The organism is Rhodococcus sp. MS16 (assembly GCF_013277795.1).
Taxonomy (GTDB): Bacteria; Actinomycetota; Actinomycetes; order Mycobacteriales; family Mycobacteriaceae; genus Rhodococcus_F; species Rhodococcus_F globerula.
Genome location: NZ_VBTM01000004.1, coordinates 343,951 through 370,569, shown reverse-complemented (window position 1 = coordinate 370,569; position 26,619 = coordinate 343,951). Strand labels below are relative to the sequence as shown.

27 protein-coding genes are annotated in these 26,619 nt (G+C 62.6%); 14 read left to right on the top strand and 13 right to left on the bottom strand.

The window, feature by feature from the left end; genetic code table 11:
• Positions 1–3 precede the first annotated feature (3 nt).
• The 4 genes from FEZ60_RS11265 to FEZ60_RS11250 all read right to left on the bottom strand — a co-directional run bounded on the left by FEZ60_RS11265 (position 4) and on the right by FEZ60_RS11250 (position 2,913).
• Positions 4–978 (bottom strand): hypothetical protein, encoded by a 975-nt coding sequence (locus FEZ60_RS11265; RefSeq protein WP_033231030.1) that lies wholly within the window; start codon positions 976–978, stop codon positions 4–6.
• Positions 975–1,283: an antibiotic biosynthesis monooxygenase gene (locus tag FEZ60_RS11260; protein WP_172936120.1), complete on the bottom strand. Its 309-nt coding sequence runs from the start codon at positions 1,281–1,283 to the stop codon at positions 975–977. Before FEZ60_RS11260 ends, FEZ60_RS11265 begins: the two co-directional genes overlap by 4 nt.
• 109 nt (positions 1,284–1,392) lie before the next feature.
• Entirely contained in the window at positions 1,393–1,809 is a 417-nt protein-coding gene (locus FEZ60_RS11255; protein ID WP_033231032.1) for a cytochrome c oxidase subunit 4, read from the bottom strand.
• A gap of 39 nt (positions 1,810–1,848) precedes the next feature.
• Entirely contained in the window at positions 1,849–2,913 is a 1,065-nt protein-coding gene (locus FEZ60_RS11250; protein ID WP_033231033.1) for a cytochrome c oxidase subunit II, read from the bottom strand.
• A gap of 321 nt (positions 2,914–3,234) precedes the next feature.
• Here FEZ60_RS11250 and asnB point away from each other — a divergent pair, with 321 nt between their 5' ends.
• Positions 3,235–5,160 (top strand): asparagine synthase (glutamine-hydrolyzing), encoded by a 1,926-nt coding sequence (gene asnB / locus FEZ60_RS11245; protein ID WP_172936119.1) that lies wholly within the window; start codon positions 3,235–3,237, stop codon positions 5,158–5,160.
• A gap of 68 nt (positions 5,161–5,228) precedes the next feature.
• On the opposite strand, the gene FEZ60_RS11240 is transcribed toward asnB, so the two are convergent.
• The 3 genes from FEZ60_RS11240 to FEZ60_RS11230 form a co-directional block, all read right to left on the bottom strand.
• Positions 5,229–6,203 carry a carbohydrate kinase family protein gene (locus tag FEZ60_RS11240; RefSeq protein ID WP_033231035.1) on the bottom strand — a complete coding sequence of 325 codons (975 nt, stop codon included), beginning with the start codon at positions 6,201–6,203 and terminating at the stop codon, positions 5,229–5,231.
• Between the two features lie 118 nt (positions 6,204–6,321).
• Positions 6,322–6,672 (bottom strand): iron-sulfur cluster assembly accessory protein, encoded by a 351-nt coding sequence (locus tag FEZ60_RS11235; RefSeq protein WP_033231036.1) that lies wholly within the window; start codon positions 6,670–6,672, stop codon positions 6,322–6,324.
• A 143-nt stretch (positions 6,673–6,815) separates the two neighbouring features.
• The gene (locus tag FEZ60_RS11230) at positions 6,816–7,877 is read right to left on the bottom strand and encodes a glycerate kinase (RefSeq protein ID WP_172936118.1); all 1,062 of its coding nucleotides are present in this window, start codon (positions 7,875–7,877) and stop codon (positions 6,816–6,818) included.
• 101 nt (positions 7,878–7,978) lie between these two features.
• On the opposite strand from FEZ60_RS11230, the gene FEZ60_RS11225 reads away from it, so the two are divergent.
• The 4 genes from FEZ60_RS11225 to FEZ60_RS11210 are packed head-to-tail and all read left to right on the top strand — an operon-like array spanning position 7,979 to position 11,145.
• Complete coding sequence (locus FEZ60_RS11225) at positions 7,979–8,635, top strand: DUF3043 domain-containing protein (RefSeq protein ID WP_045070330.1); 657 nt, start codon at positions 7,979–7,981, stop codon at positions 8,633–8,635.
• Positions 8,636–8,637: 2 nt separating this feature from the next.
• Positions 8,638–9,189, top strand: coding sequence for a bifunctional adenosylcobinamide kinase/adenosylcobinamide-phosphate guanylyltransferase (cobU, locus tag FEZ60_RS11220; protein WP_346343346.1), 552 nt, complete (start codon positions 8,638–8,640; stop codon positions 9,187–9,189).
• A gap of 31 nt (positions 9,190–9,220) precedes the next feature.
• Positions 9,221–10,375 (top strand): nicotinate-nucleotide--dimethylbenzimidazole phosphoribosyltransferase, encoded by a 1,155-nt coding sequence (gene cobT / locus FEZ60_RS11215; RefSeq protein WP_045070332.1) that lies wholly within the window; start codon positions 9,221–9,223, stop codon positions 10,373–10,375.
• A gap of 2 nt (positions 10,376–10,377) precedes the next feature.
• On the top strand, positions 10,378–11,145 hold the full coding sequence (locus FEZ60_RS11210) for an adenosylcobinamide-GDP ribazoletransferase (protein WP_172936117.1): 768 nt from the start codon (positions 10,378–10,380) through the stop codon (positions 11,143–11,145).
• A 116-nt stretch (positions 11,146–11,261) separates the two neighbouring features.
• On the opposite strand, the gene FEZ60_RS11205 is transcribed toward FEZ60_RS11210, so the two are convergent.
• Together FEZ60_RS11205 and gcvT are read right to left on the bottom strand one after the other, a co-directional pair.
• The gene (locus tag FEZ60_RS11205; protein WP_033231041.1) at positions 11,262–12,365 is read right to left on the bottom strand and encodes a branched-chain amino acid aminotransferase; all 1,104 of its coding nucleotides are present in this window, start codon (positions 12,363–12,365) and stop codon (positions 11,262–11,264) included.
• 32 nt (positions 12,366–12,397) lie between these two features.
• Positions 12,398–13,498, bottom strand: a complete 1,101-nt coding sequence (gcvT, locus tag FEZ60_RS11200; RefSeq protein ID WP_033231042.1) for a glycine cleavage system aminomethyltransferase GcvT — start codon at positions 13,496–13,498, stop codon at positions 12,398–12,400.
• Between the two features lie 133 nt (positions 13,499–13,631).
• On the opposite strand from gcvT, the gene FEZ60_RS11195 reads away from it, so the two are divergent.
• Positions 13,632–15,149 (top strand): leucyl aminopeptidase, encoded by a 1,518-nt coding sequence (locus FEZ60_RS11195; RefSeq protein WP_141484476.1) that lies wholly within the window; start codon positions 13,632–13,634, stop codon positions 15,147–15,149.
• 56 nt (positions 15,150–15,205) lie between these two features.
• Here FEZ60_RS11195 and FEZ60_RS11190 read toward each other — a convergent pair whose 3' ends face one another.
• Positions 15,206–15,556: a hypothetical protein gene (locus tag FEZ60_RS11190; protein WP_033231043.1), complete on the bottom strand. Its 351-nt coding sequence runs from the start codon at positions 15,554–15,556 to the stop codon at positions 15,206–15,208.
• A 355-nt stretch (positions 15,557–15,911) separates the two neighbouring features.
• Between FEZ60_RS11190 and sucB the strand changes: the two genes are divergently transcribed.
• The 5 genes from sucB to FEZ60_RS11165 all read left to right on the top strand — a co-directional run bounded on the left by sucB (position 15,912) and on the right by FEZ60_RS11165 (position 21,356).
• Positions 15,912–17,645: a 2-oxoglutarate dehydrogenase, E2 component, dihydrolipoamide succinyltransferase gene (gene sucB / locus FEZ60_RS11185; protein WP_172936116.1), complete on the top strand. Its 1,734-nt coding sequence runs from the start codon at positions 15,912–15,914 to the stop codon at positions 17,643–17,645.
• A 108-nt stretch (positions 17,646–17,753) separates the two neighbouring features.
• Entirely contained in the window at positions 17,754–18,641 is an 888-nt protein-coding gene (locus FEZ60_RS11180; RefSeq protein WP_172936115.1) for a TIGR01777 family oxidoreductase, read from the top strand.
• 29 nt (positions 18,642–18,670) lie between these two features.
• Positions 18,671–19,432 carry a lipoyl(octanoyl) transferase LipB gene (lipB, locus tag FEZ60_RS11175; RefSeq protein ID WP_092800882.1) on the top strand — a complete coding sequence of 254 codons (762 nt, stop codon included), beginning with the start codon at positions 18,671–18,673 and terminating at the stop codon, positions 19,430–19,432.
• A gap of 51 nt (positions 19,433–19,483) precedes the next feature.
• On the top strand, positions 19,484–20,524 hold the full coding sequence (lipA, locus tag FEZ60_RS11170) for a lipoyl synthase (protein WP_258956821.1): 1,041 nt from the start codon (positions 19,484–19,486) through the stop codon (positions 20,522–20,524).
• 76 nt (positions 20,525–20,600) lie between these two features.
• The gene (locus tag FEZ60_RS11165) at positions 20,601–21,356 is read left to right on the top strand and encodes a DUF4191 domain-containing protein (protein ID WP_033231047.1); all 756 of its coding nucleotides are present in this window, start codon (positions 20,601–20,603) and stop codon (positions 21,354–21,356) included.
• A gap of 66 nt (positions 21,357–21,422) precedes the next feature.
• Here FEZ60_RS11165 and FEZ60_RS11160 read toward each other — a convergent pair whose 3' ends face one another.
• A complete protein-coding gene (locus FEZ60_RS11160) occupies positions 21,423–21,896 on the bottom strand; it encodes an RDD family protein (protein ID WP_033231048.1) in 474 nt (157 codons plus the stop codon).
• A gap of 215 nt (positions 21,897–22,111) precedes the next feature.
• Between FEZ60_RS11160 and glnA the strand changes: the two genes are divergently transcribed.
• Complete coding sequence (gene glnA / locus FEZ60_RS11155) at positions 22,112–23,548, top strand: type I glutamate--ammonia ligase (RefSeq protein ID WP_021344608.1); 1,437 nt, start codon at positions 22,112–22,114, stop codon at positions 23,546–23,548.
• Between the two features lie 404 nt (positions 23,549–23,952).
• Here the strand turns inward: glnA and FEZ60_RS11150 are convergent, their stop codons facing one another.
• Positions 23,953–24,129: a hypothetical protein gene (locus FEZ60_RS11150; protein ID WP_162487763.1), complete on the bottom strand. Its 177-nt coding sequence runs from the start codon at positions 24,127–24,129 to the stop codon at positions 23,953–23,955.
• 681 nt (positions 24,130–24,810) lie between these two features.
• On the opposite strand from FEZ60_RS11150, the gene FEZ60_RS33100 reads away from it, so the two are divergent.
• Both FEZ60_RS33100 and FEZ60_RS11145 read left to right on the top strand, forming a co-directional pair.
• The gene (locus FEZ60_RS33100; RefSeq protein WP_307718102.1) at positions 24,811–25,113 is read left to right on the top strand and encodes a cyclic-phosphate processing receiver domain-containing protein; all 303 of its coding nucleotides are present in this window, start codon (positions 24,811–24,813) and stop codon (positions 25,111–25,113) included.
• A gap of 695 nt (positions 25,114–25,808) precedes the next feature.
• Positions 25,809–25,961, top strand: coding sequence for a hypothetical protein (locus FEZ60_RS11145; RefSeq protein ID WP_172936114.1), 153 nt, complete (start codon positions 25,809–25,811; stop codon positions 25,959–25,961).
• Positions 25,962–26,005: 44 nt separating this feature from the next.
• Here FEZ60_RS11145 and FEZ60_RS11140 read toward each other — a convergent pair whose 3' ends face one another.
• Positions 26,006–26,611 (bottom strand): transglutaminase family protein, encoded by a 606-nt coding sequence (locus FEZ60_RS11140; RefSeq protein WP_172936113.1) that lies wholly within the window; start codon positions 26,609–26,611, stop codon positions 26,006–26,008.
• Positions 26,612–26,619 lie beyond the last annotated feature (8 nt).

The following is a 26,619-nucleotide window of genomic DNA, read 5'->3' as shown; positions in this document are numbered from 1 at the left end:
GCGCTAGTGTCCGCGCGAGGCACTCCAGGCAGCGCCGAGTGAGAATTGACTGGACACACCGTAATGACGCATGGCGTCGGCGACCCGACGCCTGCCCGTCCTAGGAGTCAATCCCAGGGCAATTGATGCGGATTCCATCGTCAAGCCTGAATTCATCAGTTTCAATATCGGATCCCACGGGTTCTCCCACGAATGACCGTGGTCAGCGACCGGTACTGCTTCCTCCCACACCCGGTGGTAGATCCAAGTCATGATGCCCGCCAGTGTCGGGGACTGGATGGACATCATGCTGCTCGGCCACGCTTCTCCCCAAGTGAAGGGGATTCCGACACTCGTGTGATCGAGTATCCAGAAGAAACTCGGTGGATTCGGGTGCATCCGAACTTGGGAGCCTGCGTTGATTTCATGCGTGATCTGATTGCGCCCCAACTCGGTGTTCGCGTCGACTGTGCTGACGATCAGACGGATGTCGTGGTTGGGACCACCGTTTTCCTCCCAGTACGAGCCCGGCTTCTTCTCGGCCAGCACCGTGTACAGAGGCACTGTGTCAGGCATACATGCGTACGACGCGACGGGCTTCGAACGTGAAGCCTGAATTTTGTACATGTCCGGGGCGGCAAACGGCCCGTGCATCACGTCGATGGGCAGACCGTGGACATCGGAGTCACCGTGCTCCCAGGCCTGCAACAACTTGGGAAGCGATTGGAGTATCCCTTGTGTCCTGGCAATACCGGACTCGAGGTCGTGCGCCACACCGGCCAGGATGTGCTGCGTGACATCGGCGACGGTGGCGTCGGGGCGTCGGTAGGTGATGACGCCGTCTGCGACAGAAAGGAATCCGAACTCTTCGAGCCGCGCCACTGTCTTTTCGGTCGTATCCATCGAACCGCCCGTCACTTCGGCAAGCTCGGCGACGCTCTCGATCCGACCACGTAAGGCGATGTCGAGGAATTCTGCCAGTTCGGTAGTTCGGTTCATGTCGGGGACCCTTCCTCGACCACCGTCTCGTAGTGCTCGACAACCGGGAAAGGGTCGTAGAAGTGATGGAGAAGCTCGCGCCACCGCTGGTAGCCGTCGGACTGCCGGAAGCCCACCGTGTGCGCTTCGAGGCTCTCCCACTCCACGAGCAGTAGGTACTGCTGCGGCGATTCCATGCAGTGCGAGAGATGCAGACGGATAAAGCCGGGCACCGCGGAGATGATGGACTTTGCTGTTCCGAACGCCTTCTCGAATTCTTCGGACAGAGCCGGATCAACGTGGAGCAGTGCATGTTCGAGGATCATGTGTCGAGTGTCGCAGAGGACGACGCGGTCTTTTGCGCTCCCCCGCCCCAACGCAAGAGGCGCCGAACCCCGCGAAGGGTTCGGCGCCTCTTTGTCGAGAGCGTTTGTGCTAGTGCTTCTCAGGTCCGACGTGGTACTCGAACACCAGACCGGCTGCGGTCGCGATGATGAGGACAACTCCAACCACGATCATCCAGGGCTGGAAGTACGCCAGTGACACCGCGGCAATGGCAGCCGAAGCAGCCAGCAGCATTGGCCAGAAGCTACCGGGGCTGAAGAAGCCCAACTCGCCTGAACCATCCGAGATTTCAGCGTCGTCGTAGTCCTCGGGACGAGTGTCCAGACGACGGGCGACAAAGCGGAAGTAGGTTCCGACGATGAGCGTCAGGCCCGCAGACAGAACGATGGCCGTGAGTCCGGCCCACTCGATTCCCGTACGGGACAGAGCGGTGAACACACCGTAGATGATCGCGACGAGGATGAAAAACAGCGTCAGGATCTCGAAGAGCTTGGCTTCGATCTTCATATCAGCACTTGTCCTTGTTCAGTGAGGAGGCTGGCCGGCTCAGTTGCCTGCGGTGGCGACTGTTGCCTGACGGTACTCGCGGTCGGTGTTGAACGGCGTGGTCGACGTAGCCACCGGCGACTGACCGATTGCCGACAATGCCTCAGCGGTGCTCAGACCGCCGTTGCCCTGATCGTCACCCTTGCGCAGTTCGATGTACTTGGCGAAGTCCTCGGGCGAAACCGCACGGACCTCGAAGTTCATCATCGCGTGGAACGTGCCGCACATTTCGGCGCAGCGCCCGACAAATGCGCCTTCCTTCTCGATCTCACTGATCTGGAAGATGTTGTCGGAGTGGTTTTCCTTGGGGTTCGGCATCACGTCGCGCTTGAACAGGAACTCGGGAACCCAGAACGCGTGAATCACGTCGGAGGAGGCCAGTTCGAACTGGATGCGCTTACCGGTCGGAAGAACGAGAATCGGGATCTCGGAGCTGGTTCCGACGGTCTCGATCTTGTCGTAGTGCAGGTAGCTCAGATCCTGGACGCTGTTTCCGTGGATCGGGCCGGGAACCTCTTCGCCGTGGGCGTCGACAGTCGCGCCCTCGGCCTTGGCTGCCTCTTCGGCTTCGAGATCGATGCCGTTGTACTTGGCGGTACCGTCACCGAACTCGATGGAGCGGTAACCGAACTTCCAGTTCCACTGGAACGCAGTGACGTCGACGACGACGTCCGGGTTCTCCGTGCGCTCGAGAACATGGTTCTGGACGACAACGGTGAAGTAGAACAGAACCGCGATGATCACAAACGGAACTGCCGTGTAACCGAGTTCGAGCGGCACGTTGTATGCCGTCTGACGCGGGAACTCCGGTGAGTCCTTCTTCTTACGGTGGAAGATAACTGCCCAGAAGACCAGTCCCCACACCAGCACACCCATGAAGAGGGCGGCGACAACCGACCACGTCCACAGTTCTCGCATGCGCGTCGCTTCAGGAGTGATGCCCGAGGGCCACCCGAAACGAAGCACTTCATTGTCGATGGAGCAACCCGACAGCAGCAAGGCAGCAATGCCCAAAGATACTGCCAGCCCAGCTCGCCGAAGGATCCGACCTTGCGCCACGTTCACGCCTTCCTGATCGCCGCAAAATTCAACTAGGGCACCTCGAATGGAAGGCCCAATTACTACGCAGCGTAGACCAAAGGTGGGCGGTATCCATCCCCGGGTCCTTCACCGTGTCGCGTCGGACGTCACACAAATCTCTCAGGCGCAGCTCAGGAACAGGTCAGGCATCGTCAGCGACCTACATCACTGCGATTCGTTCGTCTGTGATCGGCGCAGAGACGGATCTGCGGCATACTTTCCAGGAAGAGTTCGTTGACCTCTCCCCGATGCTTACGTCCGGGAGCCTTCTGCAATAAAAAATTCTGAATCGAGGAACCGGACGCTGTGTGTGGACTGCTCGGGCTACTGACATCTGGCGGAACCAGCGACGACGCCGTCGCACAGGTCGACCAGGCACTGCACTGCCTGCGTCACCGCGGACCCGACGAACAGGGGACGTGGCACGACGACCATCTCGTGTTCGGTTTCAATCGGTTGTCGATCATCGACATCGCGCACTCGCATCAGCCGCTGCGCTGGGGCCCGCCGGAGAATCCGGAGCGTTATGCCCTGACGTTCAACGGTGAGATCTACAACTACCTCGAGATCCGCGCGGAGCTCGCGAGGGATCACGACGCGAAGTTCTTCACCGAAGGCGACTCCGAAGCCATCGTCGCCGCGTTCCACTACTGGGGCGAGGACGCGGTACGACGCCTTCGCGGAATGTTTGCATTCGCGATCTGGGATACCGATACGCGCGAGCTGTTCATCGCTCGCGACCCCTTCGGCATCAAGCCGCTGTTCATCGCGACAGGCACCGGCGGCACGGCGTTCGGCAGTGAGAAGAAGAGCCTGCTCGAGTTGACCGATCTGATCGGAATCGGCACCGAATTGGATCCGCGTGCGATCGAGCACTACACGGTCCTGCAGTACGTTCCGGAGCCGGAAACGCTGCACAAGGAGATTCGTCGGCTCGAATCCGGCAGTTTCGCGCGGGTGCGTCCGGGTGAGCAGCCGCAGATCACGCGATACTTCACGCCCAAGTTCCCGGCCAAGCCGTTTGCGCCGGGCACGGAGAAGGCTCGCTACCAGGAAATCGCCGAGGCGCTCGAGGACTCCGTCGCCAAGCACATGCGTGCCGACGTGACCGTCGGTTCGTTCCTGTCCGGCGGTATCGACTCCACCGCGATCGCCGCGCTGGCCATGCGCCACAACCCGAACCTCATAACCTTCACCACCGGTTTCGAGCGCGAGGGCTACTCGGAGGTCGACGTGGCGGCCGAGTCGGCCGCCGCGATCGGCGCGAAGCACATCGTGAAGGTGGTCTCCCCCGCCGAGTTCGCTGCCGCGATCCCCGAAATCGTCTGGTATCTCGACGACCCCGTCGCGGACCCCGCGTTGATCCCCCTGTGGTTCATCGCGAAGGAAGCGCGCAAGCACGTCAAGGTCGTACTGTCCGGCGAGGGCGCGGACGAACTGTTCGGCGGATACACGATCTACCGTGAACCGTTGTCGCTGAAGCCTTTCGAGTACCTCCCCAAGGGGTTGCGCCGGGCGGCCGGCAAGTTGTCCGAGCGAATCCCGGATGGCACGCGCGGCAAGAGCCTGCTCAACCGCGGTTCGCTGACCCTCGAAGAGCGGTACTACGGCAACGCGCGCAGCTTCAACGACGCCCAGTTGCGCGCCGTTCTGCGCGATTTCCGCCCGGAGTGGACGCATCAGGACGTCACAGCGCCGATCTACGCGCAGTCTCGCGATTGGGATCCGGTTGCCCGTATGCAGCACCTGGACCTGTTCACCTGGCTTCGCGGCGACATCCTCGTCAAGGCTGACAAGGTCACGATGGCGAACTCACTCGAACTGCGAGTGCCGTTCCTCGACAACGAGGTGTTCGACGTCGCGTCGCGGGTGCCGTTGGATCAGAAGATCACCAAGGACACCACGAAGTACGCGCTGCGTCAGGCCCTCGAAGGCATTGTGCCGCATCATGTTCTGCATCGCGCGAAGCTCGGATTCCCCGTACCGCTGCGCCACTGGCTGCGCGGAACCGAACTGTTCGACTGGGCACATCTGCAGATTGCCGAGTCCGGCACCGATCACATCTTCGACAAGGCAGCGGTCGTGAAGATGCTCAACGACCACCGCGACGGCGTTTCCGATCACAGCCGTCGTCTGTGGACCGTGCTGACCTTCATGGTGTGGCACGGAATCTTCGTGGAGAAGCGGATTGTTCCGCAGATCCAGGAACCGGTGTACCCGGTCAACATCTAGGGCCTTCGGCCCTGTGCGCCTTTCTGGTAGTTCGCACTACCAGAAAGGCGCACAGGGGGCGTAGCCCCCTAGGGAAGAATCGTTGCGATCTCGTCTGCGGCGGCGCTGCCGTAGGCGTCGGTGAGACGCTTGAGCGCCTCGTCGCGATTGAAGACCCACTCCTGCGTTCCGACGGTCTCGAGGACCAGCACAGCCACGAGTGAACCCAACTGCGCGGCGCGCTCGAAGCTCAGACCCGCGCCGTGGGCAAGCAGGAAACCTGCACGGAAGGCGTCGCCGACACCAGTCGGATCAACCTTGCCGGTTTCGGGCACCACGTCGACGCGTACCCAATTGCCCTCGGCGTCAACGATTTCGACACCCTTCGAGCCGAGCGTCGTGACGCGGATACCCACCTGTGCGCGAATCTCCTCCTCGCTCAGGCCCGTCTTCTGCTGGAGGAGTCCCCACTCGTATTCGTTGGTGAAGAGATACTTGGCACCGTGGATGAGTGCCTTGGCTTCCTCTCCCGACAGGCGTGCAAGCTGCTGCGACGGATCGGCGGCAAACGGAATTCCGAGCTCGCGGCATTCGTCGGTGTGGCGGACCATGGCCTCGGGATCGTTTGCACCGATCAGAACCAGATCGAGGGCACCGGCCGTCTTGGCTACCGACGCGAGATCGATTTCACGGGCTTCGCTCATCGCTCCGGGGTAGAACGAGGCGATCTGGGCCATGTCCTCGTCCGTGGTGCACACAAAACGCGCAGTGTGCGCCTTGTCGGAGATCCGGACCGCGCTGCAATCGACGCCGTTGTCCTCGAGCCAGGTGCGGTACTCGGCGAAGTCGGCGCCCACCGCGCCGACCAGCAGCGGCGATCCACCGAGAACACCCATCGCGTACGCGATGTTTCCACCGACTCCACCGCGACGAATCACGAGGTCGTCCACCAGGAAGCTGAGCGAGATATGCGCAAGCTGGTCGGCGAGCAGCTGATCCGCGAAGCGGCCGGGGAAACGCATCAGATGGTCGGTGGCAATGGAACCGGTTACCGCAATAGTCACGGATCGAGGCCTTTCAGCGAAAGTGAGTGGACGTTGAATGAAGAATTCATACAACTGACGCGGAACCGATTACCGGTTCCGCGTCAGTTGTTATGTCTGAAATTGTGATCGACTCGACTCAGTTGAACGAGTCGCCGCAGGCGCATGAGCCCGTGGCGTTGGGGTTGTCGATCGAGAAGCCCTGCTGCTCGATGGTGTCGAGGAAGTCGATGGATGCACCTTCGACGTACGGGGCACTCATCCGGTCGACAACCAGGTTGACGCCGTTGAAGTTGACGGTGAGGTCGCCGTCGAGGCTCCGGTCGTCGAAGAACAGCTGGTACTTCAGTCCGGCACAGCCGCCCGGCTGCACTGCAATACGCAGTGCGAGGTCGTCGCGACCTTCCTGATCGAAGAGTGCCTTCGCCTTCGCGGACGCGGACTCGGTCATCGTGACGCCGTGGGTGGCGGTCTCGTTCTGCACAGTCATGGGCTCTCCCTAATGTTCATACCAACCCGTGAACGCTTCAACGGTACGCCTCTGCCGACTTATTCCCGCCAGTTCACTACCGTGTGCGATTCGTCTTCATCCTAACCTTTCCTCACCAGGTGGCAACGACGCCTCGGCAGCGTTCACCCGCGTCGCCAGATGCTCCACTCGCGCGCTGTCTCTTCGGCCAGTCCGCGCAGGTGGATCGATGCGTCGCGCATGGCGTCCTCGATCGATCCGGCGAAGTCGGTGACGGATTCCGCGCCGACTATCCCGAACCTCTCGTAGTCGGACGCCGAGAGTTCGACCTGACCGGCCAGAACAAGCGTCGGGACGCCGTACGACGCACTTGCGGCGGCGAGGGAGGTGACCAGTTTTCCGCGCAGTGACTGACTGTCGAATTTTCCTTCGCCGGTGATGACCAGGTCGGCGGACTCGAGAAGTTCCGCCTGACGTGTCCGCTCCGCCACCACTTCCGCACCGGAGCGGCGGTCACCGCCCAGAGCGAAGAGCGCGGCGCCGATTCCTCCGGCCGCACCCGCACCGGGCAGCTCCGCCACGGATCGGCCGGCTCCACTCCCCAGAGTCGACGCCCACTCCCGGTTCCGTTGTTCCAGGATCTCGACAGCACTGCCGTCTGCTCCTTTTTGCGGTCCGAATACCCCGGCCGCGCCGAGCTCGCCCAATAGTGGGTTCTCGACGTCGGTGGCAGCGACCAGTTCGACGGCTCGGAGTGCGGCGCGGGCAGACTGCACCCCGCCCAATGCGTCGACAAGCCCGCGTCCACCGTCTGTGCAACAACTCCCACCGAGGCCGACCACGATCTTCGTCGCACCCGCGGCCAGGGCTTCGACGATCAAGTCTCCGACACCACGGCTGTGCGCCGCGAGTGCACTCTCCCTGGTTGGCGGGCCCGCAAGTAGGGCAAGTCCACAGGCCTGAGCGGACTCGATGTATGCGGTGTCCGAGTCGAGGAGCCAACGAGCATCAACCGGAGTGGTCAGTGGGCCCGAGACATGCGCATTCCGGATCTCACCACCAGAAACTGCCAGCGCATCGAGAAATCCGGGGCCACCGTCGGACTGTGGTGCGCAGATGATCTCGTCGCCGGATCGCGCCCGTCCCCAACCGTCGGAAATCGCGTGTGCGGCGGCGGTAGCAGTCAAGGTGTCACCGAAGGAGTCAGGAGCAACAATTACCCGCATGGGCGAAGTGTAGGGGCGGTCGGTGTCGCCGATGTTTCACAATCGGCAGAAATACCGAGGTCGGTTTCCCAGACGACGCACTTATCCAATAGCCTGGAGGGGTGAAATTGCTACGCCGCGGTGACTCAGACAACTCCGACAAAAATGACGTCGAGGTCACTGAGGCGTCCTCAGCCTCTGACGAGGCGTCCACCGAGCAGGTGGGCAAGGGTCGCCCCACACCCAAGCGTCGCGACGCCGAAGCCAAGAAGCGCGGACCGGTCGCGCCCGCTCCGCTGACGTCCAAGGAAGCCCGCGCACGCCGAAAAGCGACACGCGGCTCCAAGGAGGAGCGCAAAGTCGAAGCTGCCGAGCGCCGTGCATCGTCGGCAGACCGTCGCGCGCGCATGCTCGCCGGTGAGGACAAGTACCTCCTCCCCCGCGACAAGGGACCCGTCCGCGCGTACGTTCGCGATTTCATCGACGCCCGCCGCAACCTCGTCGGCCTGTTCATGCCACTGGCCCTCGTCCTGATCATGACGATGTTCGTGACGCCGCAGCTGCAGGCGATTGTCACGCTCGCCATGCTCGTGATGATGCTGTTCATGGTCGGTGAAGGCATCTGGCTCGGACGCATGATCAACAACCGCGTCGCGGAGCGCTTCCCCGAGAGCACCGACGGAGGGTTCAAGCTCGGCTGGTACGCGTTTGTCCGCGCGTCGCAGATCCGCAAACTTCGCGCACCGAAGCCTCGCGTGGGACCCGGCGACGCAATCTGAGCGTGTCGAACCCTGTCAGAACTCTGGTCCTCGGCGGCGCGCGGTCTGGTAAGTCCGCGCACGCCGAGGCTTTGTTTTCTCCCGGATCGCCGGTTCGCTACGTCGCCACAGCCCGGCGCGACCACACCGACATCGACTGGGAAAGCCGCATCGACCAGCACCGCGTCCGGCGACCGGCGCACTGGTCGACCGTCGAAACTGCGGCTGATGGCGATCTCGAGCGCGCGCTCCGCAACGACAATTCGACGGATACCCTGGTCGATGATCTTGGTACCTGGCTGACCGGCGAGTTCGATCGACGCGGCGCCTGGGATGCACCGCGCGGCACCATCACGCCCGCGGTCGATGCGCTGATCGAGAGTGTGCGCGACTACCGCGGATCACTGGTCCTGGTCAGCCCGGAAGTTGGTTTGGCCGTGATTCCGGAAACCCGATCGGGCCGGTTGTTCCGCGACGAAATCGGCTCGCTCAATGCCCGCGTCGCAGCGGTGTGCGATCGTGTTGTGCTGGTGGTCGCAGGACTACCACTCGTCTTGAAAGAGCCCTCAGCGTGAAATTTACTGTTGCACAACCGGAAGGCACGAAGTGAGCACCGAAGCGAACTCCACCAGTAGCGCGGCTGTCAGTAGCGCGGCTGTCAGTAACGCGGAGTTCGAGCCGGTTACTCCGCCGGATCGCGACGTTCGGGCTCTCGCCGATGCTCGCCAGCTCGACCTCACCAAGCCCGCCGGATCGCTTGGCCGGCTGGAAGCACTGGCAGGCTGGGCTGCAGCCTGCCAAGGTGTTTGTCCCCCACATGCTTTCGCCCGTCCCCGCGTGGTCGTGTTCGCGGGCGACCACGGCATCGCCCGCAACGGCGTATCTGCCTATCCACCTGAAGTTACCGCGCAGATGGTTGCCAACTTCCTCGGCGGCGGCGCAGCGGTGAACGTACTCGCCGAGGTTGCCGGCGCAACCGTGCGCGTTGTCGACATCGCGGTGGAAGTGGATACCGATCCTGCGGTCTCGAACTACAAGGTGCGCCGTTCCTCCGGTTCGATCGATCGCGAAGACGCCCTCACCCATGAGGAAACTCTGCAGGCCATCGCAGCCGGCCGAGCTATTGCCGACGAGGAAATCGACGGGGGCGCAGACCTTCTCATTGCCGGCGACATGGGTATCGGCAACACGACGCCCGCCACGGTACTGATCGCGGCACTGACAGACACAGAGCCCGTCGCAGCAGTCGGCCGCGGCACCGGCATCGACGACGCAGGCTGGATCCGCAAGACCGCAGCCATCCGCGACGCACTGCGCCGCGCCCGGCCGCACGTCCGCGATACCGTCGCACTGCTACGAACGGTTTCCGGCGCAGATCTTGCCGCGATGGCCGGCTTCCTCGCCCAGGCAGCGTCGCGTCGCACTCCCGTCATCCTCGACGGTGTTGTCGTGACCGCTGCGGCCATGGCTGCGGACGAGTTGGCTTTCGGTGCCCGGGACTGGTGGGTGGCCGGACACCGCTCCACCGAACCAGCACACACTATTGCCTTGACGCGCATGGGATTGACCCCGATCGTCGAATTCGACATGCGACTCGGCGAAGGCTCCGGCGCGGTGACAGCGCTGCCGATCCTGCAGGGTGCGGTGGCCATCCTCGCGAAGATGGCTACGTTCAGCGAAGCGGGCGTGAGCACCGAGGGCAGCAAGCCCGCCGCCGAACCCGAGGCGGTCGAGCTCACCAAGACAGACACGGCGGACTGACCGTGGCCGGCGCGCTTTCCGGTGTGCCACTGGCATTTTCCTGGCTGACGATACTGCCGGTACGCGGTCCGTCCGACATCAACCGCACCGCTGGTCGGCGCGCAATCGCGGCCGCGCCCCTCACCGGGATCGCGCTCGGAGCCTTTGCCGTCGCAATTTTGTGGGGCGCGACCGGTATCGGTCTCAACCCCTATCTTGCGGGCCTACTGACAGTGGGCGCGATCGCACTGGGAACCCGCGGCATGCACGTCGACGGCCTCACCGACACCGTCGACGGCTTGGGGTGCTACGGCCCCCCTGAGCGAGCACGAGAGGTCATGCACAGTGGCGGCGCGGGGCCGTTCGGGGTGGCCGCGCTGTTCATATTCCTTGGGCTGCAAGCAGTATCGTTCGGCGTTTTGGCTGCAGCAGACTCTCCCACCCAGTGGGCAGGCGTGGTTGTCGCCGTCGCCGCGGGACGAGTTGCCGTCGTTTTTGCCTGCCGCCGAGGGATTCCGGCGTCGAGCACTACCGGATTCGGTGCGCTGGTTGCCGATTCGCAGCCGTGGTGGGCGGCTGCCGCCTGGACCGCTCCCCTGCTTGCCGCATCGGTTCTGGTGACAGACCGATGGTGGCTCGGACCACTTGTCGCCGCCGTTGCGCTACTGATCAGCGTTGTCTGCGTGCGTCATTGCGTCCGCCGGTTCGGTGGCCTCAACGGTGATGTTCTCGGATTTGCACTGGAATTGACGGTCACGATCACTGCCGTCGGGCTAACTCTCGGAATCTGAACGATCGCTGCGCGCGACGAGATTACGGCGTTTCTTCTGCCGTCGTCTCGCCGCGCGAGCAATGAAGTCGTCTCGCCGCGCGAGCAATGAAGTCGTCTCGCCGCGCGAGCAATGAACTAGTGAAGCTTGGTCATCCAGCCGTGGGTGTCGGCAAACGTGCCACGCTGAATGCCGGTGAGGGTGTCGCGCAGCGCCATGGTGACCTCGCCGGGCTCACCGTCGGCGATGGTGAATTCACCCTCGGCGGACTTGACGCGACCGACCGGCGTGATGACTGCCGCTGTGCCGCAAGCGAATACCTCGGTAATCTCGCCGCTCTTGCACTTGGTGCGCCACTCGTCGGTGCTGATCTTGCGCTCTTCGACGGCAAAGCCCGAATCGGCTGCCAGTGTCAGCAGTGAGTTACGGGTGATACCGGGCAACAACGAACCCGAGAGCGACGGAGTGACAAGGCGAGCATCGGGGCCGGAACCGAAGACGAAGAACAGATTCATGCCTCCCATTTCCTCGACATACGTGCGCTCGATGGCGTCGAGCCACACCACCTGGTCGCAGCCTTCGTCAGCAGCCTGAGCCTGGGCCAGGAGTGAAGCTGCGTAGTTGCCTGCGAACTTGGCAGCGCCCGTTCCGCCGGGCGCTGCGCGCACGTATTCAGTGGACAGCCACACACTGACCGGCTTGACGCCACGCGGGAAGTACGCGCCGGCAGGTGATGCGATCAGCAGGTAGCGGTATTCCTTGGCGGGACGCACACCGAGGCCGGCTTCGGTCGAGAACATGAACGGACGCAGGTACAAGGCGTCTTCGCCGCCCGCTGCCGGAACCCACTCGATGTCGACGTCGACCAGCTCGGTGATGGAGTCCACGAACATCTCGGTCGGCAACTCGGGCATCGCGAGGCGACGGGCCGAAGCCCCGAACCGCTCGGCGTTGGCCTCGACGCGGAAGGAGCTGATGTCGCCGCTCGGCTGGCGGTAAGCCTTGAGCCCTTCGAAGATGGCCTGACCGTAGTGCAGGACCATCGCCGCAGGGTCGAGCTCGATGTTTCCATACGGCAACACCTGACCGTTATGCCAGCCCTTACCCTCGGCGTAATCGATGGAGACCATGTGATCGGTGAAGTACTTCCCGAAACCGGGCGCCGCCAAGATGTCGCGGCGCTCGGCGTCGGACTTCGGGGTCGAGCTCTGGACACGAACGAAATTGGCGGCACCAGTCATGGCGGCAATCCTATCGAACGCGCACAATCCCCTTACTTGGTGCTGGTCTCCACAAACGGCGGCGACACGACAACACACCGCAGCGCACGTCCGCGGACGTCGACCTCGATCTCGTCACCGGCCGCGATTCCCACACCGGAATCGAGGAGCGCCAACGCAATTCCGACCTTGAGCGTCGGCGAGAACGTTCCGGACGTGGTCTCCCCGACGGGTTCGCCGTCGCGCAGAACGCTCAGCCCCGCACGCAGCACACCACGATCGAGTGCCTTGATTCCCCACAACTTGCGCGCCGGGCCGGCCGCTTTCTCGTCGACCAGGGTTTCCTTGCCCCAGAACGTGGGCTTCTTCCAGCCGACAGCCCAGCCGCAGCGAGCTTCGAGGGGTGAGATTTCGAGCGAAAGCTCATGCCCGTGCAGCGGATAGCCCATCTCGGTACGCAGGGTGTCGCGCGCGCCGAGTCCCGCGGCCTGCCCACCCTGAGCTTCGACAACCTCGAGAAGCGCGCGGAACAGCGGCTCACTGTCGGCCCAGCGCGGCAGAAGTTCGTAACCGACCTCGCCCGTGTAGCCACTGCGGCACACGCGAACCGGAACACCATTCCACGTAGCGTCCTCGAACGCCATGTACTCGATGTCGGTAGGCAAGCCCAGCGCAGTCAGAACGTCAACCGACTTCGGACCCTGCACGGCCAACACGCCGTATTCACGATGCTGATCTTCGATGGTGATTCCGTCCGGCGCGAGCGCCACCATCGCGGCAACAACATCTGCCGTGTTTGCCGCATTCGGCACGAGGAAGATCTCCTCGTCACTGACGTAGTAGACGATCAAATCGTCGATAACTCCACCGGACTCGTTGCAGCACAACGTGTATTGCGCCTTGCCCGGACCGATCTTGCCCAAATCGTTGGTCAGCGCCGAGTTCACGAACTCCGCAGCACCGGTGCCCCGCACCACGGCCTTGCCGAGGTGACTGACGTCGAACAGGCCGACATTCTCACGGACAGAAGTGTGTTCGGCTACTACGCCGGCGTACGACACCGGCATCTGCCAGCCACCGAACGGGGCAAACGTCGCACCCAGTTCGACGTGCACAGCGTGGATCGGACCCTGCAAGAGTTGTTCGTCGGTCATGGCCCACAACCTATCGGACTTCCGTCACCGAAACATGTTCGCCGCAGACACGCACCGGGGGCTCTGGGCCTACCATCAACTCAGGCGTCCGCCCGAACCGGACGCATCGCACACTCACCACGCAGGAGACATCTTGAGCACTCGCACAGCCCGATCATTGGGACCCGACCTGGTTCTCGCCGGAAAGCTCGGCAAGCGCGCCGACGTATTGGTGGTCGGTCTCACATCGGGTCCCGACGGCCCCGAACTCGCACTCAGCGAAGGCATCGTCGACGAGGATGTTCTGGCCGAAGTACTCGACAGCCTCATCGCCGTCGGCGCAACGGGCAAGCCGGAGCAGCTCACTCGAATCCCCGCGCCGAGCGATCTCCCCGTGGTCAGCGTTCTCGCCGTCGGCCTCGGTTCGGCTGAGAAGCTGGGCAGCGAGCAGATCCGTAAGTCGGCCGGCGCCGCTGCACGCGCACTATCGGGAATCGACACAGCAGCGACGACGCTGTCCGTCCTCGACCTCGCCGCCGCAGTCGAAGGCTTTGCGCTCGGCGCGTACACCTTCACCGAATTCAAGTCGTCGAAGTCCGCGCCCGGACCCGACGCGCAACCCCTCGCCCGCGTCGAGCTTCTTGTCCCGTCGCCGCGCGCCAAGGAAACCAAAGCAACCCTGACTCGTTCGGCCGCTATCGCCGAGGCAGTCGCAACCGCACGCGAATTCGTCAACACTCCCCCCAGCCACCTCTACCCGGCGGAGTTCGCGGACCGCGCCAAGGCACTCGGCATCGAGGCCGGTCTGACGGTCCAGATTCTGGACGAGAAGGCACTCGCCAAGGGCGGCTACGGCGGAATCCTCGGCGTGGGCAAGGGATCGTCACGACAGCCTCGTCTCGTCCGGATGGAGTACGCGTCGAAGAAGCGCGGCGCGTCCAAGGTCGCGCTCGTCGGCAAGGGCATCACGTTCGACACCGGCGGAATCTCCATCAAGCCGGCCGCAGGCATGGAGAACATGACCTCCGACATGGGCGGCGCAGCGGCCGTCATCGCGACCGTGGTTCTCGCCGCGAAGCTCGGCCTGCCCGTCAACGTCGTCGCCTACATCCCGATGGCGGAGAACATGCCGTCGGCCACCGCCCAGCGTCCCGGCGACGTGCTGACGCAGTACGGCGGAATCACCGTCGAGGTCATCAACACCGACGCGGAGGGCCGCTTGGTCCTCGCCGACGCCATGGTTCGCGCCGGCGAAGACAACCCCGACTACATGATCGACACCGCCACGCTGACCGGTGCGCAGATGGTCGCCCTCGGCAACCGCACTCCCGGTGTCATGGGAACCGACGAATTCCGCGACCGTGTTGCATCCATCTCGCAGAGCATCGGCGAGAACGCCTGGGCGATGCCGCTGCCGGAAGAACTGCGCGGCGATCTCGATTCCAAGGTTGCCGACATGGCGAACGTCACTCCGCACCGTTGGGGCGGCATGCTCGCGGCAGCTCACTACCTGAAGGAATTTGTTCCCGAGGGCGTGCAGTGGGCGCACATCGACGTTGCCGGCCCGGCCTACAACACTTCCGGCCCGTGGGGTTACACGGGTAAGGGCGGCACGGGTGTTCCGGTTCGCACGATGATCTCGGTCCTCGAGGACATTTCGGTCAACGGCTGACCTCTTCGCTGTGCGCCTTGATTAACCTCCCGCGGTTAATCAAGGCGCACAGCCGGTCAGCTCCCGTCCCGCAATTCCTGCGTGCGAGCACGTTTGCGTTCGATGCGCAGACGCTCGTCGTGATCGCGCATGCGCTGTGGATATCCCGTTTTACGGACGTCGTACACGGGAATTTTCAGATCCTGACCAAGTTTGCGGGCACCACGCTCGCCACCTACCCGGCGACGCGTCCATTCCCCGGACTTGTCGACCAGGACGACAGTGACCTCGGTGACGGTTGTTTCCGGCTCCACGAAGGCCTCGACGCCTTCGTGCTCATGGGCCCAGTTGGCCAGATGCTCTGCGTCGCTCTGGGCTGCCAGTTGCCCTGCACTGGGTCGGCGTTTGAATCGATCGAACAACCCCACGCGTGGATCCCTCCTCGGTGCCGAGACCGCGGAAGAACCCCGGCCGTATGTCAAGTTTGCCAGCATTCAACTGCTGTCACCGGCACAAGACATACCGTTTGGTCCCATACGCGCGTTACACGCTCCACCTACTGACGAGTAGCGACACACCGAAACCCGGTGGCATCCCCCTCAGCGGACGCGCCCGGCGTATCAATGGAAAGATGAACGACGGTGACGCCGCGCCCGCGCGTCGACATCGGCACAAAATAGCTACAAGTAGCCGCACGTCGCGCGCAACTCGAGCACAATGCACTAACGACCACAAGTCGACAAATAAAACAACCCGAACACAACTGTCGAGGAGTCAAAAGACATGGCCTTCTCCGTCCAGATGCCAGCCCTAGGTGAGAGCGTCACCGAAGGAACTGTCACACGGTGGCTCAAGCAGGAAGGAGACACGGTCGAAGTCGACGAACCCTTGCTCGAAGTCTCCACGGACAAGGTCGACACCGAGATTCCATCTCCGGTCGCCGGCGTCCTGACCAAGATTGTCGCGCAGGAAGACGACACCGTGGATATCGGTGGCGAGCTCGCTGTTATCGGCGAAGCTGGTGAAGCACCCGCAGAAGAAACACCGGCGCCCGCCGCTGAAGAGCCGGCCGCAGAGGCACCCGCAGAAGAAGCAGCTCCCGCACCGGCAGCTGAAGCACCGGCAGCCGCTCCCAGCAGCGGAGCCGAAGGCACCCCCGTGACGATGCCCGCCCTCGGCGAGTCTGTCACCGAAGGAACCGTCACCCGTTGGCTCAAGGCCGTGGGCGACGAAGTTGCCGTCGACGAACCGCTTCTCGAGGTTTCCACCGACAAGGTCGACACGGAGATCCCGTCGCCTGTTGCCGGGATTCTTCTCGAGATCAGCGCCAACGAGGACGACACCGTAGACATCGGTGGCCAGCTGGCCGTCATCGGATCCGGCGCTCCCGCAGCTGCAGCACCGGCGGCTCCCGCAGCACCGGCACCGGCAGCACCCGCCGCTCCGGCGCCCAAGGCCGAAGCACCGGCCGCTCCCGCACCCAAGGCCGAAGCACCGGCAGCTCCGGCTCCCGCAGCTCCCGCAGCCGCACCGGCTGCCCCGGCAGCCGCCGCAGCATCGGGTGACAGCAGCCCGTACGTGACCCCGCTGGTCCGCAAGCTTGCCAACGACAACGGCGTCGACCTCGCCACTGTTACCGGCACCGGCGTCGGTGGACGCATCCGTAAGCAGGATGTTCTTGCCGCCGCAGAAGCCAAGAAGGCTCCGGCCGCTGCTGCCCCGTCAGCACCCGCCGCTGCTGCAGCTGCTCCGGCAGCAAAGGCAACTGCAGGCGTCCGCCCCGAGCTGGCTCATCTGCGCGGAACAACGCAGAAGGCCAACCGGATCCGCCAGATCACGGCCACCAAGACCCGTGAATCACTGCAGACCACCGCACAGCTCACGCAGACCTTCGAGGTGGATGTCACCAAGATCGTCGCGCTGCGTGCCCGTGCAAAGGCCGGCTTCATCGAGCGTGAAGGCGTCAACCTGACGTTCCTCCCGTTCTTCGCCAAGGCTGTTGTCGAGGCGTTGAAGTCGCATCCCAACATCAATGCCAGCTACGACGAGACGGCAAAGCAGATCACGTACTACGACTCCGAGCACCTCGGAATCGCAGTCGACACCGATCAGGGTCTGCTCTCCCCCGTCATCCACAACGCCGGTGACCTCGGCTTGGCCGGCTTGGCTCGCGCCATCGCGGACATCGCGAAGCGCGCACGTTCGGGCGGCCTGAAGCCGGACGAGCTGTCGGGTGGAACGTTCACGATCACCAACATCGGCAGCCAGGGCGCGCTGTTCGACACCCCGATCCTGGTCCCGCCGCAGGCAGCCATGCTCGGAACCGGCGCGATTGTGAAGCGTCCGATGGTGGTCACCGACGAAAACGGCAACGAGTCCATCGGCGTTCGTTCGATGATCTACTTGCCGCTGACTTACGACCACCGTCTGGTGGACGGCGCCGACGCCGGCCGATTCCTCACCACTGTCAAGCAGCGGTTGGAAGAAGCCTCGTTCGAAGCTGACCTGGGTCTGTAAGCAACTGTTGTTCCGGCCGGGGCGTCATCTCCATCAGGAGGTGGCGCCTCGGCTTTTTCAGTACGGTCGGAGAGAGAACCCCGCTGGATCGAAGGAGGCATTTTCCGAATGCGAGTAGTCGTCGCCGGTTCGTCCGGTCTGATCGGAACGGCCTTGGTGTCCTCGTTGCGCTCGGACAACCACGATGTGGTGCGTCTGGTGCGTCGCCCGACCACCGGTCCCGACGAGTCCCGATGGGACCCCAATCGTGACCGCCTCGACACGTCAGTGCTGCACGGCGCTGATGCCGTCGTCAATCTCTGTGGCGTCGGGATCGGCGACAAACGGTGGTCCGGTTCCTACAAGCAGGAGATTCGTGACAGTCGCATCAGTGCGACAGACGTGTTGGCCGACGCCGTCGCGACGGCCAAGATTCCGGTTCTCGCCAATGCCAGCGCCGTCGGCTACTACGGCGACACCGGCGACCGCATCGTCGACGAGGATTCGGCCGCCGGCACCGATTTCCTCGCGACAACGTGTCGTGACTGGGAACTCGCCACCGAACCGGCCGGCAAAGGCGGCGCTCGGGTGGTGAACCTGCGGTCGGGTGTAGTCCTGTCGCCGCATGGCGGAATGCTCGGGCGTCTGCGTCGGATCTACTCACTCGGCCTCGGTGGACGGTTGGGCAACGGTCGCCAGTACTTTCCGTGGATCTCACTCGAAGACGAGTGCGACGCAATCAAATTCACTCTCACCAATCCCGCGCTCTCAGGTCCTGTCAATCTGACCGGACCGGCGCCGGTGACCAATGCACAGTTCAACGACGCGATGTCGCGCATCATGCATCGGCCGGCGCCGTGGATCGTGCCGGGGTTCGCCCTCGAAGCTCTGATCGGCGAGTTCGCGAAAAGTGGCATCCTGGGCGGCCAACGGGCTATACCGTCGGTGCTCGAAAATGCGGGATTCACGTTCCGCCACAACACAATCGGCGAAGCACTGGCGGCCGCGCTGAATTGAGTTGGCAATCGGGCGTAATCTCTAGTGCCATGAGTAGCGCTGCCGGATCCGCACGATTGTCGCAACTGCCGATCGCCGTCGACAATCTCGGATTGATCGACTACACAGCAGCGTGGGATCGCCAACGCGAATTGGCTGCGGAGCGCGCAGACAACATCGGACAGGACACACTGCTCCTGCTCGAGCATCCTCCGGTGTACACGGCGGGACGACGTACCGAACCCGCGGATCGTCCCGTCGACGGCACCCCCGTCATCGATGTCGATCGCGGCGGAAAAATCACGTGGCACGGGCCTGGTCAACTGGTCGGGTACCCGATCGTGAAGCTCGCCGAACCGGTCGACGTCGTGCGGTATGTCCGACTCATCGAGGAAGCGCTGATCACGGTCTGCACCGACATGGGCCTGACGTGTGGCCGAATCGACGGCCGCTCAGGTGTGTGGTTACCCGCTGAACTGTCTGGCGGCCAGTGGAAGCCCGAACGCAAGGTTTCCGCCATCGGCGTGCGCGTCCAACGTGGCGTCGCACTGCACGGTTTTGCGCTGAACTGCAACTCGGTCCTGACCGGATTCGACAACATCATTCCGTGTGGCATTCGCGATGCCGGGGTGACGACGCTGTCGCAGGAACTCGGCCGAGACGTCACCGTCGCCGAGGTCACTCCGGCGGTCACCGAAGCGATCATCGCCGCCCTGGACGGAAACTTGCCCGTCACAGTGCGCGACATCGAACGTGTCACCTTCGAGAAAGCCTCACCTACCCCGACTTTTACTACCGTTCAGTACAGCTGACGGGCTCGCCCGAACCCTGTTGCAGTAATCACCGGGCGTAGGATCGTCCCCGTGACTATCGCCCCCGGTAATCCCCCCGTCGCTTCGCTCGCCCCACAAGGCCGTAAGCTGCTCCGCCTCGAGATCCGAAACGCGGAGACACCCATCGAACGCAAACCCAACTGGATCAAGACCCGAGCAAAAATGGGCCCCGAGTACTCGGAGCTCAAGGGCCTGGTCAAGCGCGAAGGTTTGCACACCGTCTGCGAAGAAGCAGGCTGCCCCAACATCTACGAATGCTGGGAAGACCGCGAAGCCACCTTCCTCATCGGCGGCGAGCAGTGCACCCGCCGCTGCGACTTCTGCCAGATCGACACCGGCAAGCCCGAGGCCCTCGACCGCGACGAACCACGTCGCGTCGCCGAAAGTGTTCAGGCCATGGGACTTCGGTACTCCACGATCACCGGCGTCGCCCGCGACGACCTCCCCGACGGCGGCGCCTGGCTCTACGCCGAAACCGTCCGCAAGATCCACGAACTCAACCCGGGCACCGGCGTCGAGAACCTGGTGCCGGACTTCAACGGCAAACCTGAACTTCTCGACGAGGTCTTCGCCTCGCGTCCCGAGGTACTCGCGCACAACCTCGAGACCGTCCCCCGCATCTTCAAGCGGATCCGCCCGGCCTTCCGGTACCAGCGCAGCCTCGACGTCATCACCGCCGCCCGCGAGTACGGACTGGTCACCAAGTCCAATCTCATCCTCGGCATGGGCGAAACCCCCGAAGAGGTCACCGAAGCGATGGCCGATCTGCACGCTGCCGGTTGCGACATCCTCACCATCACCCAGTACCTGCGTCCCTCACCGCGGCACCACCCCGTCGAGCGATGGGTCAAGCCCGAAGAGTTCGTCGAGCACTCCAAGGCTGCAGAAGAGATGGGTTTCGCCGGCGTCATGGCCGGACCGCTCGTTCGCTCGTCGTACCGCGCCGGACGCCTGTACGCGCAGGCCATGGCCCATCACGGCCGCGAACTCCCCGAGGCACAGCGCCATCTCACCGAGGGCGGAGACGCTTCCCAGGAAGCCAGTTCACTCATGGCGCGCCTGGCCCGCTGATCCACTTTTTGCTGTGCGTCTTTATTAACCGCGGGCGGTTAGTAAAGGCGCACAGCAATGGACGTATCCTGGTCACATGGCGAACGGCAGCAAATCCGGTAAGGGCAAACCCACCAAAGAGGCAAAGGCTGCAGCGAAGGCTGCCCGCAAGCAGGCTTCCAAGGAACGCAGAACCCAGCTCTGGCAGGCATTCCAGATGCAGCGCAAGGACGACAAGCTCCTTCTGCCGCTGATGATCGGCACCCTGGTGGGTGCTGCTCTGGTCTTCTTCCTGGTCGGTCTCATCTGGGGCATCGAGTGGTTCCTGCTGCCGATCGGCCTCGTTCTCGGCATTCTCGGTGCCTTCATCATCTTCGGTCGCCGCGTGCAGAAATCGGTGTACAAGAAGGCTGAAGGCCAGGCCGGCGCAGCTGCCTGGGCGCTGGACAACATGCAGGGCGCGTGGCGCGTCACGAACGCCGTCGCCGGCACCACCCAGCTCGACGCTGTTCACCGTGTTGTCGGACGGCCGGGCGTCATCCTCGTCGCCGAGGGTTCTCCGCAACGCGTCAAGAGCCTCCTCGCGCAGGAGAAGAAGAAGACTGCCCGCCTCATCGGCGACACCCCGATCTACGACATCATCATCGGCAACGACGAGGGCCAGGTTCCGCTCTCGCAGTTGCAGCGTTACCTGAACAAGCTGCCGCGCAACATCGATACCAAGCGCATGGACAACATCGAGGGCCGCCTCGCAGCATTGAGCGCACGCGGCGGCGGAGCAGCCTTGCCGAAGGGCCCGATGCCCGGCGGCGCAAAGATGAAGGGTATGCAGCGCACGATTCGTCGCCGCTGATTCCGCGCATACAAAAATGACCCGAGTCCGTCATGGACTCGGGTCATTTTTTGTTCGATCGAATTGTCAGCGCGAGCGAACCAGAAGCGTGCCCGTCGCCCGGTCCTGCATTCCGCGTCCGTCGATGTCGGTGATAGTTGCCGGGATGACAAACACAAGGAGCGCCTGGCGAGCGAGAGCTCGAACGAAGCCGACCCGGATGGGTCCTTCGATTCGCGCCACCTGCAGGCCCATGACAAATTGCCCGGGAGTGAAGTTGAACAGGGTCACGGTGAGCACGCCCACGATGAACCACACGATCAAGGTGATGGTCGACGTCTGGCCGTCGAAAAAATCTCCGGTGATCAGTGAGGCAACGCCGACCGCCATCACCCAGTCGATCATGAGCGCGCCGAGTCGTCGGCCGGAGCCGACAAGCGATCCCGGGCCGTCCTGCGGGAAGCCAAGGTTCTCGCCGCGGTACGCCTGCTCACGTCCGTCGGCGTTCTTCGGCAAAGCTGCTTGCGGCCCCGAGAGCCAAGTTCCGGTGATACGTGCCATGCTGTCCAGGATAGGCGTCGTAGCACCGTAGTCCAGATTGCCGTGTTTTAACTGTGCAGCTGATCACACAGATTTCGGAAATCCCCAGGACAATACGACGTGTAACACTGCCGAAACAAAGGGTTGACGAGCGGGCAACACCAGATACCTACCGTCTGGCTCGACGGATTCAACCTTTCATAACAGTTGGCTGAAGCGACTTAAGGAGCACAAGCGTGGCATTCACCACGGCCGAAGAGGTCATAAAGTACATCGCGGACGAGAACATCGAGTACGTCGACATTCGCTTCAGCGACTTGCCTGGCGTGCAGCAGCACTTCTCGATTCCCGCGTCTGCTTTCAACCAGGACGTGTTCGAAGACGGCCTTGCGTTCGACGGTTCGTCCGTCCGCGGGTTCCAGTCGATTCACGAATCCGACATGATGTTGCTCCCTGACGTCACCACGGCCCAGATCGACCCTTTCCGCAAGGCGAAGACCCTCAACATCAACTTCTTCGTCCACGATCCGTTCACCCGTGAGTCCTACAGCCGCGACCCGCGCAACGTTGCCCGCAAGGCCGAGGAGTACTTGGTCAGCACCGGCATCGCGGACACCGCATTCTTCGGCGCCGAGGCCGAGTTCTACATCTTCGACTCGGTTCGTTACGACTCCGGCATGAACTCCGCTTTCTACGAGCTGGATTCGGTTTCCGGTTCCTGGAACACCGGCGCTGAGACCAACGCCGACGGCTCCCCCAACCTCGGCTACAAGGTTCGCGCCAAGGGTGGCTACTTCCCCGTCGCTCCGTACGACCACTACGTGGACCTGCGCGACGAAATCTCCACCAACCTGACCAACGCGGGCTTCGAGCTCGAGCGCGGCCACCACGAGGTCGGCACCGGCGGACAGCAGGAGATCAACTACAAGTTCAACACGCTGCTTGCAGCTGCTGACGACCTGCAGCTCTTCAAGTACATCGTCAAGAACACCTGCTGGCAGCACGGCAAGTCCGCCACCTTCATGCCGAAGCCGCTCTTCGGTGACAACGGTTCGGGCATGCACGTCCACCAGTCCCTGTGGAAGGACGGCAAGCCCCTCTTCCACGACGAGTCCGGCTATGCAGGCCTCTCGGACATGGCTCGCCACTACATCGGCGGCATCCTGCACCACGCTCCGTCGCTGTTGGCCTTCACCAACCCGACCATCAACTCGTACCACCGTCTGGTGCCGGGCTACGAAGCTCCCATCAACCTCGTGTACAGCCAGCGCAACCGCTCGGCAGCTGTCCGTATCCCGATCACGGGCAACAACCCGAAGGCCAAGCGTCTCGAGTTCCGCGCACCCGACTCCTCGGGTAACCCGTACCTCAACTTCGCTGCACAGATGATGGCCGGCCTGGACGGCATCAAGAACAAGATCGAGCCGATGGCTCCGGTCGACAAGGACCTCTACGAGCTTCCCCCGGAGGAGGCTCGCAACATCCCGCAGGCTCCGACCAGCCTCGAGACGGTTATCAACCGCCTCGAAGCAGATCACGAGTACCTGACCGAGGGTGGCGTCTTCACCACCGACCTGATCGAGACCTGGATCTCGCTCAAGCGCGAGCAGGAAATCGCTCCCGTCAACCTGCGTCCGCACCCGTACGAGTTCGAGCTCTACTACGACGTGTGATCCCGGTGGAGTGGCTGGCCTGCACAGCAGTTCGCAGGTCTAGCCCTCCGTCCGCAGTACCTTTAGCCGAGTCCACCCGCTTCGCGATCCCAGCATCGATCGCAGAGCGGGTGGACTCGTCTGCGTCGGGCCGTGCCCGTAGACATCGAGGGTTGTCTTGGCGCTATCCGTCGGAGAACCCGAACGCGGGTAGCTCATCGCTGTCTAGGCCGTCGAAAGTCACCTCGTATGCCAACGCGGCACTCGCTTACGTGTCGGCGGCCAATGCCGGGCTCACGGTTCAGCATGGAACGTCTGGTCGCACTTTGATGTCCGATGCGACAAATAGGGCACTGAGCGCTGTGGGAGAGTCACTTACGCTCATGTGAACCGGCGCGACGTGGGCACAGATCCAAGGTTCGAACTTAGTCACCCTGGCGGGGCTTGTCGCATCCGGCGTGCCGCATCTCACGCCTTTCTGCTCGCCGCAGTTCGGCGGCTGATTCTTCGAGGTCGGTGTGGCTGATTGCGCGGCCGATCCAGACCGCGGACAACGCACCTACGACGATCCAAACGGCGACAATTCCGACAATCCACCACATAGCTGGGAGTGTGCCATGGGTTGTCTGGCTCTGTCGGACTGTGGTCCAGTTTTGGTGGCGGGTTCACCCCCGGTTTCACCCGACCGGGGCGCACTGGATTGGAAGAGCCCACCGCACAGAATTGCTCACGCAGGGCAACTAGCGGGCAGGGCTGCATAGGTCTCGTTTCGATCACGGCCAAGTGGGTACATGACTCGCAGGCCGCGACGGCCGGGGCGAGCATGCGGCCTCGCAACCGCGCGGTTCAGGTTCTTGCCGGTTGAGCACACAGCCCACAGGAACCGATGTCGTTCGGGACTTCTTCCATGTCGGGGGATTTCGCTTCAATGAACGATGCCCCCACTCTCAGTCGCTGAGAGTGGGGGCCTTTGTCGTCATCCGCGTTGAGCACACAACGTGGGGACCCTCTTTCCGTGCTGAGCTGACCCCTCATGTCTTGCCTCGCATTCCTAACCGTAGGCCTGCGCACAGGTTCGTGCCAGGTTTCCGAACAAGACGATCGGGACAGATGGCAGCCGATTCGTATTTGCAGGCTGCCCAGAGTTGCTCACACGCAGCGACTGTTGGGAGGAACTCCTTAGGTCGCTTACCCCGACCGACTAACACCCCACAGACTTCGGGACTGACAGCACTTGCGACTCGCCCACCTTAGGTGCTGGACTTTCGCCCCCGTTTCGGGAGATGGTTAGCAATGCAACCGAACATAGCCACGGATACACAATGAACCTCTGGGTCGACAACTTACGGAAACCGCCAGATGGGTGGACGTGGGCAAAGACCAGTTCCGGAGCTATCGACGCACTCTGTTTCGGCATGGTGGAACGAGTCTCTCTTGATTACAACCTGGGCGGCGATGACACCACACGCTCGGTCATTCGCTGGATGCGCGAAAACAGTGTGTGGCCGAGGGAGATCCACGTGCATTGCATCAACCCTGTACGTGTCGAATTGCTTACCAGATTCATCGACCGGTATCGCAAGTAACTCCGCCCAGAATTGCTCGATGCCCCGCCCCCGATGAATCGGGAACGGGTTTGGTGCGACTGGGTTGAACTTCATCGATGCTGGCGGATTCGTCTACATACGAAAATTCAATTCGTATGAGCAAGAAGGCATTTGATATTTTGGATCGCATACCGGGCGCTGCGGTAGCCCACCGCCAAGTTTGATCACCGCCAGGCGCGGAGCGCTCCTTCCGCATCAGCATGATTGATAGCGCGGCCTAACCAAACAGCAAGGAACGCGGCGGTTGCCGTCCAGCCCGTCAAAATTTCAACAATCAACATGTCGCGATTGTGACACATGACCAACATATGTAACTACAGATCGAATAACGATGTAACGCGGCTCACCGAGACGCACAAACTGATTCCTGATTTTGCGAGCGCAGGATCAGAAAAAGTAGGTACCTATGTAGGTAATTCTGCCCGCGCACATCACGCCTTCCACTGACAGTGTCAAAACGTACCTACAACGTGATCGAAGGTGGCGGCAACGGATGAACCTCAGGGATCAACTGGACACGTGTCAGTTTCTACTGAACCGTGCCCAACTCGCAGGTGACGTCGACGCCATTCGGCGACTCTCAGAGCGTCGACTCGTGCTGGTTAAACAGCTAGCCAGCATGAGAACCCACCTCCGCCTGGTGTAGGTACACCAAATTCTCGTAGCATCGGACGATGACCCCACTCGATGTCGGCATCATCGCCGTCGCTGTTCCTGCCCTGGGCATCACTGTGTGGGCTACCGCGATGTTTTTCCTCGGCCGAATTGTCCGGGCTCGCCGCAAGTCTGGACGCATTACCTATCGCGCCCAGACGCAGCCAAGCTAATGCCACAGTTCAAGTCTCATCATGTAGCCACCGGCACAGAAGACTCACGTATCCAGGGCCGTTGGCAAGCCTCCGCCCAAAAGGTCGAGAACGTTGGTCGCACCGCGAAGTGCATCGGCAACGCACGCCGCAGTTGACGCAAATACCTGCGGGTAGTCGATCTCCCCCAGCGCCGGATCGACCGGCCAGGCAAGCCTTTCCGAGCCAAGTGAGAATTCCGCGTTCACCCCGGCCTTGTTTCCGCGCGGATCTTGGCGATGCCAGTATCCTTCGAGATAGATCGCGACCAATCCGTGGAGCACGAAACCGTCGCGATCCACGAGTCGCTGGTAGCAGAGCCCAGTCGGAATGCCCTCGGATCGCAACAGTGCGGCAAGTAAGTGGGACTTTGCGTAACACAGCCCGACCCGCGCTTCGAGAACCTCCGTCGCGGTCAACGTCACTCTCGGATCCTGAACATCGTTGGAGTGCCCGACATTGTCTCGCACCCATTCGAATGCGACCTTGGAGAACGCACTCTCGGTGTCCGACTCCTGACGCAACTGTTGCGCCAAGGATCGGATAGCCGGGTCGGCAACTTGGATGATCTCGTCGTGCCCCAGGTAGTTCTGCGGAGCTCCCGCCTCGAGCAAGAGTTTTTCAGTCGCCATATCCAGAA

Excerpts from the sequence above, each read along its gene's own strand:
- FEZ60_RS11145 (WP_172936114.1), top strand. The coding sequence starts at position 25,809 with ATGACCCCACTCGATGTCGGCATCATCGCCGTCGCTGTTCCTGCCCTG.
- FEZ60_RS11150 (WP_162487763.1), bottom strand. The coding sequence starts at position 24,129 with ATGTGGTGGATTGTCGGAATTGTCGCCGTTTGGATCGTCGTAGGTGCG.
- FEZ60_RS11165 (WP_033231047.1), top strand. The coding sequence starts at position 20,601 with ATGGCGAACGGCAGCAAATCCGGTAAGGGCAAACCCACCAAAGAGGCA.
- FEZ60_RS11160 (WP_033231048.1), bottom strand. The coding sequence starts at position 21,896 with ATGGCACGTATCACCGGAACTTGGCTCTCGGGGCCGCAAGCAGCTTTG.
- FEZ60_RS11180 (WP_172936115.1), top strand. The coding sequence starts at position 17,754 with ATGCGAGTAGTCGTCGCCGGTTCGTCCGGTCTGATCGGAACGGCCTTG.
- FEZ60_RS11255 (WP_033231032.1), bottom strand. The coding sequence starts at position 1,809 with ATGAAGATCGAAGCCAAGCTCTTCGAGATCCTGACGCTGTTTTTCATC.
- lipB (WP_092800882.1), top strand. The coding sequence starts at position 18,671 with ATGAGTAGCGCTGCCGGATCCGCACGATTGTCGCAACTGCCGATCGCC.
- FEZ60_RS33100 (WP_307718102.1), top strand. The coding sequence starts at position 24,811 with ATGGTTAGCAATGCAACCGAACATAGCCACGGATACACAATGAACCTC.
- FEZ60_RS11140 (WP_172936113.1), bottom strand. The coding sequence starts at position 26,611 with ATGGCGACTGAAAAACTCTTGCTCGAGGCGGGAGCTCCGCAGAACTAC.
- FEZ60_RS11230 (WP_172936118.1), bottom strand. The coding sequence starts at position 7,877 with ATGCGGGTAATTGTTGCTCCTGACTCCTTCGGTGACACCTTGACTGCT.
- gcvT (WP_033231042.1), bottom strand. The coding sequence starts at position 13,498 with ATGACCGACGAACAACTCTTGCAGGGTCCGATCCACGCTGTGCACGTC.
- sucB (WP_172936116.1), top strand. The coding sequence starts at position 15,912 with ATGGCCTTCTCCGTCCAGATGCCAGCCCTAGGTGAGAGCGTCACCGAA.
- FEZ60_RS11265 (WP_033231030.1), bottom strand. The coding sequence starts at position 978 with ATGAACCGAACTACCGAACTGGCAGAATTCCTCGACATCGCCTTACGT.
- FEZ60_RS11205 (WP_033231041.1), bottom strand. The coding sequence starts at position 12,365 with ATGACTGGTGCCGCCAATTTCGTTCGTGTCCAGAGCTCGACCCCGAAG.
- FEZ60_RS11235 (WP_033231036.1), bottom strand. The coding sequence starts at position 6,672 with ATGACTGTGCAGAACGAGACCGCCACCCACGGCGTCACGATGACCGAG.
- FEZ60_RS11260 (WP_172936120.1), bottom strand. The coding sequence starts at position 1,283 with ATGATCCTCGAACATGCACTGCTCCACGTTGATCCGGCTCTGTCCGAA.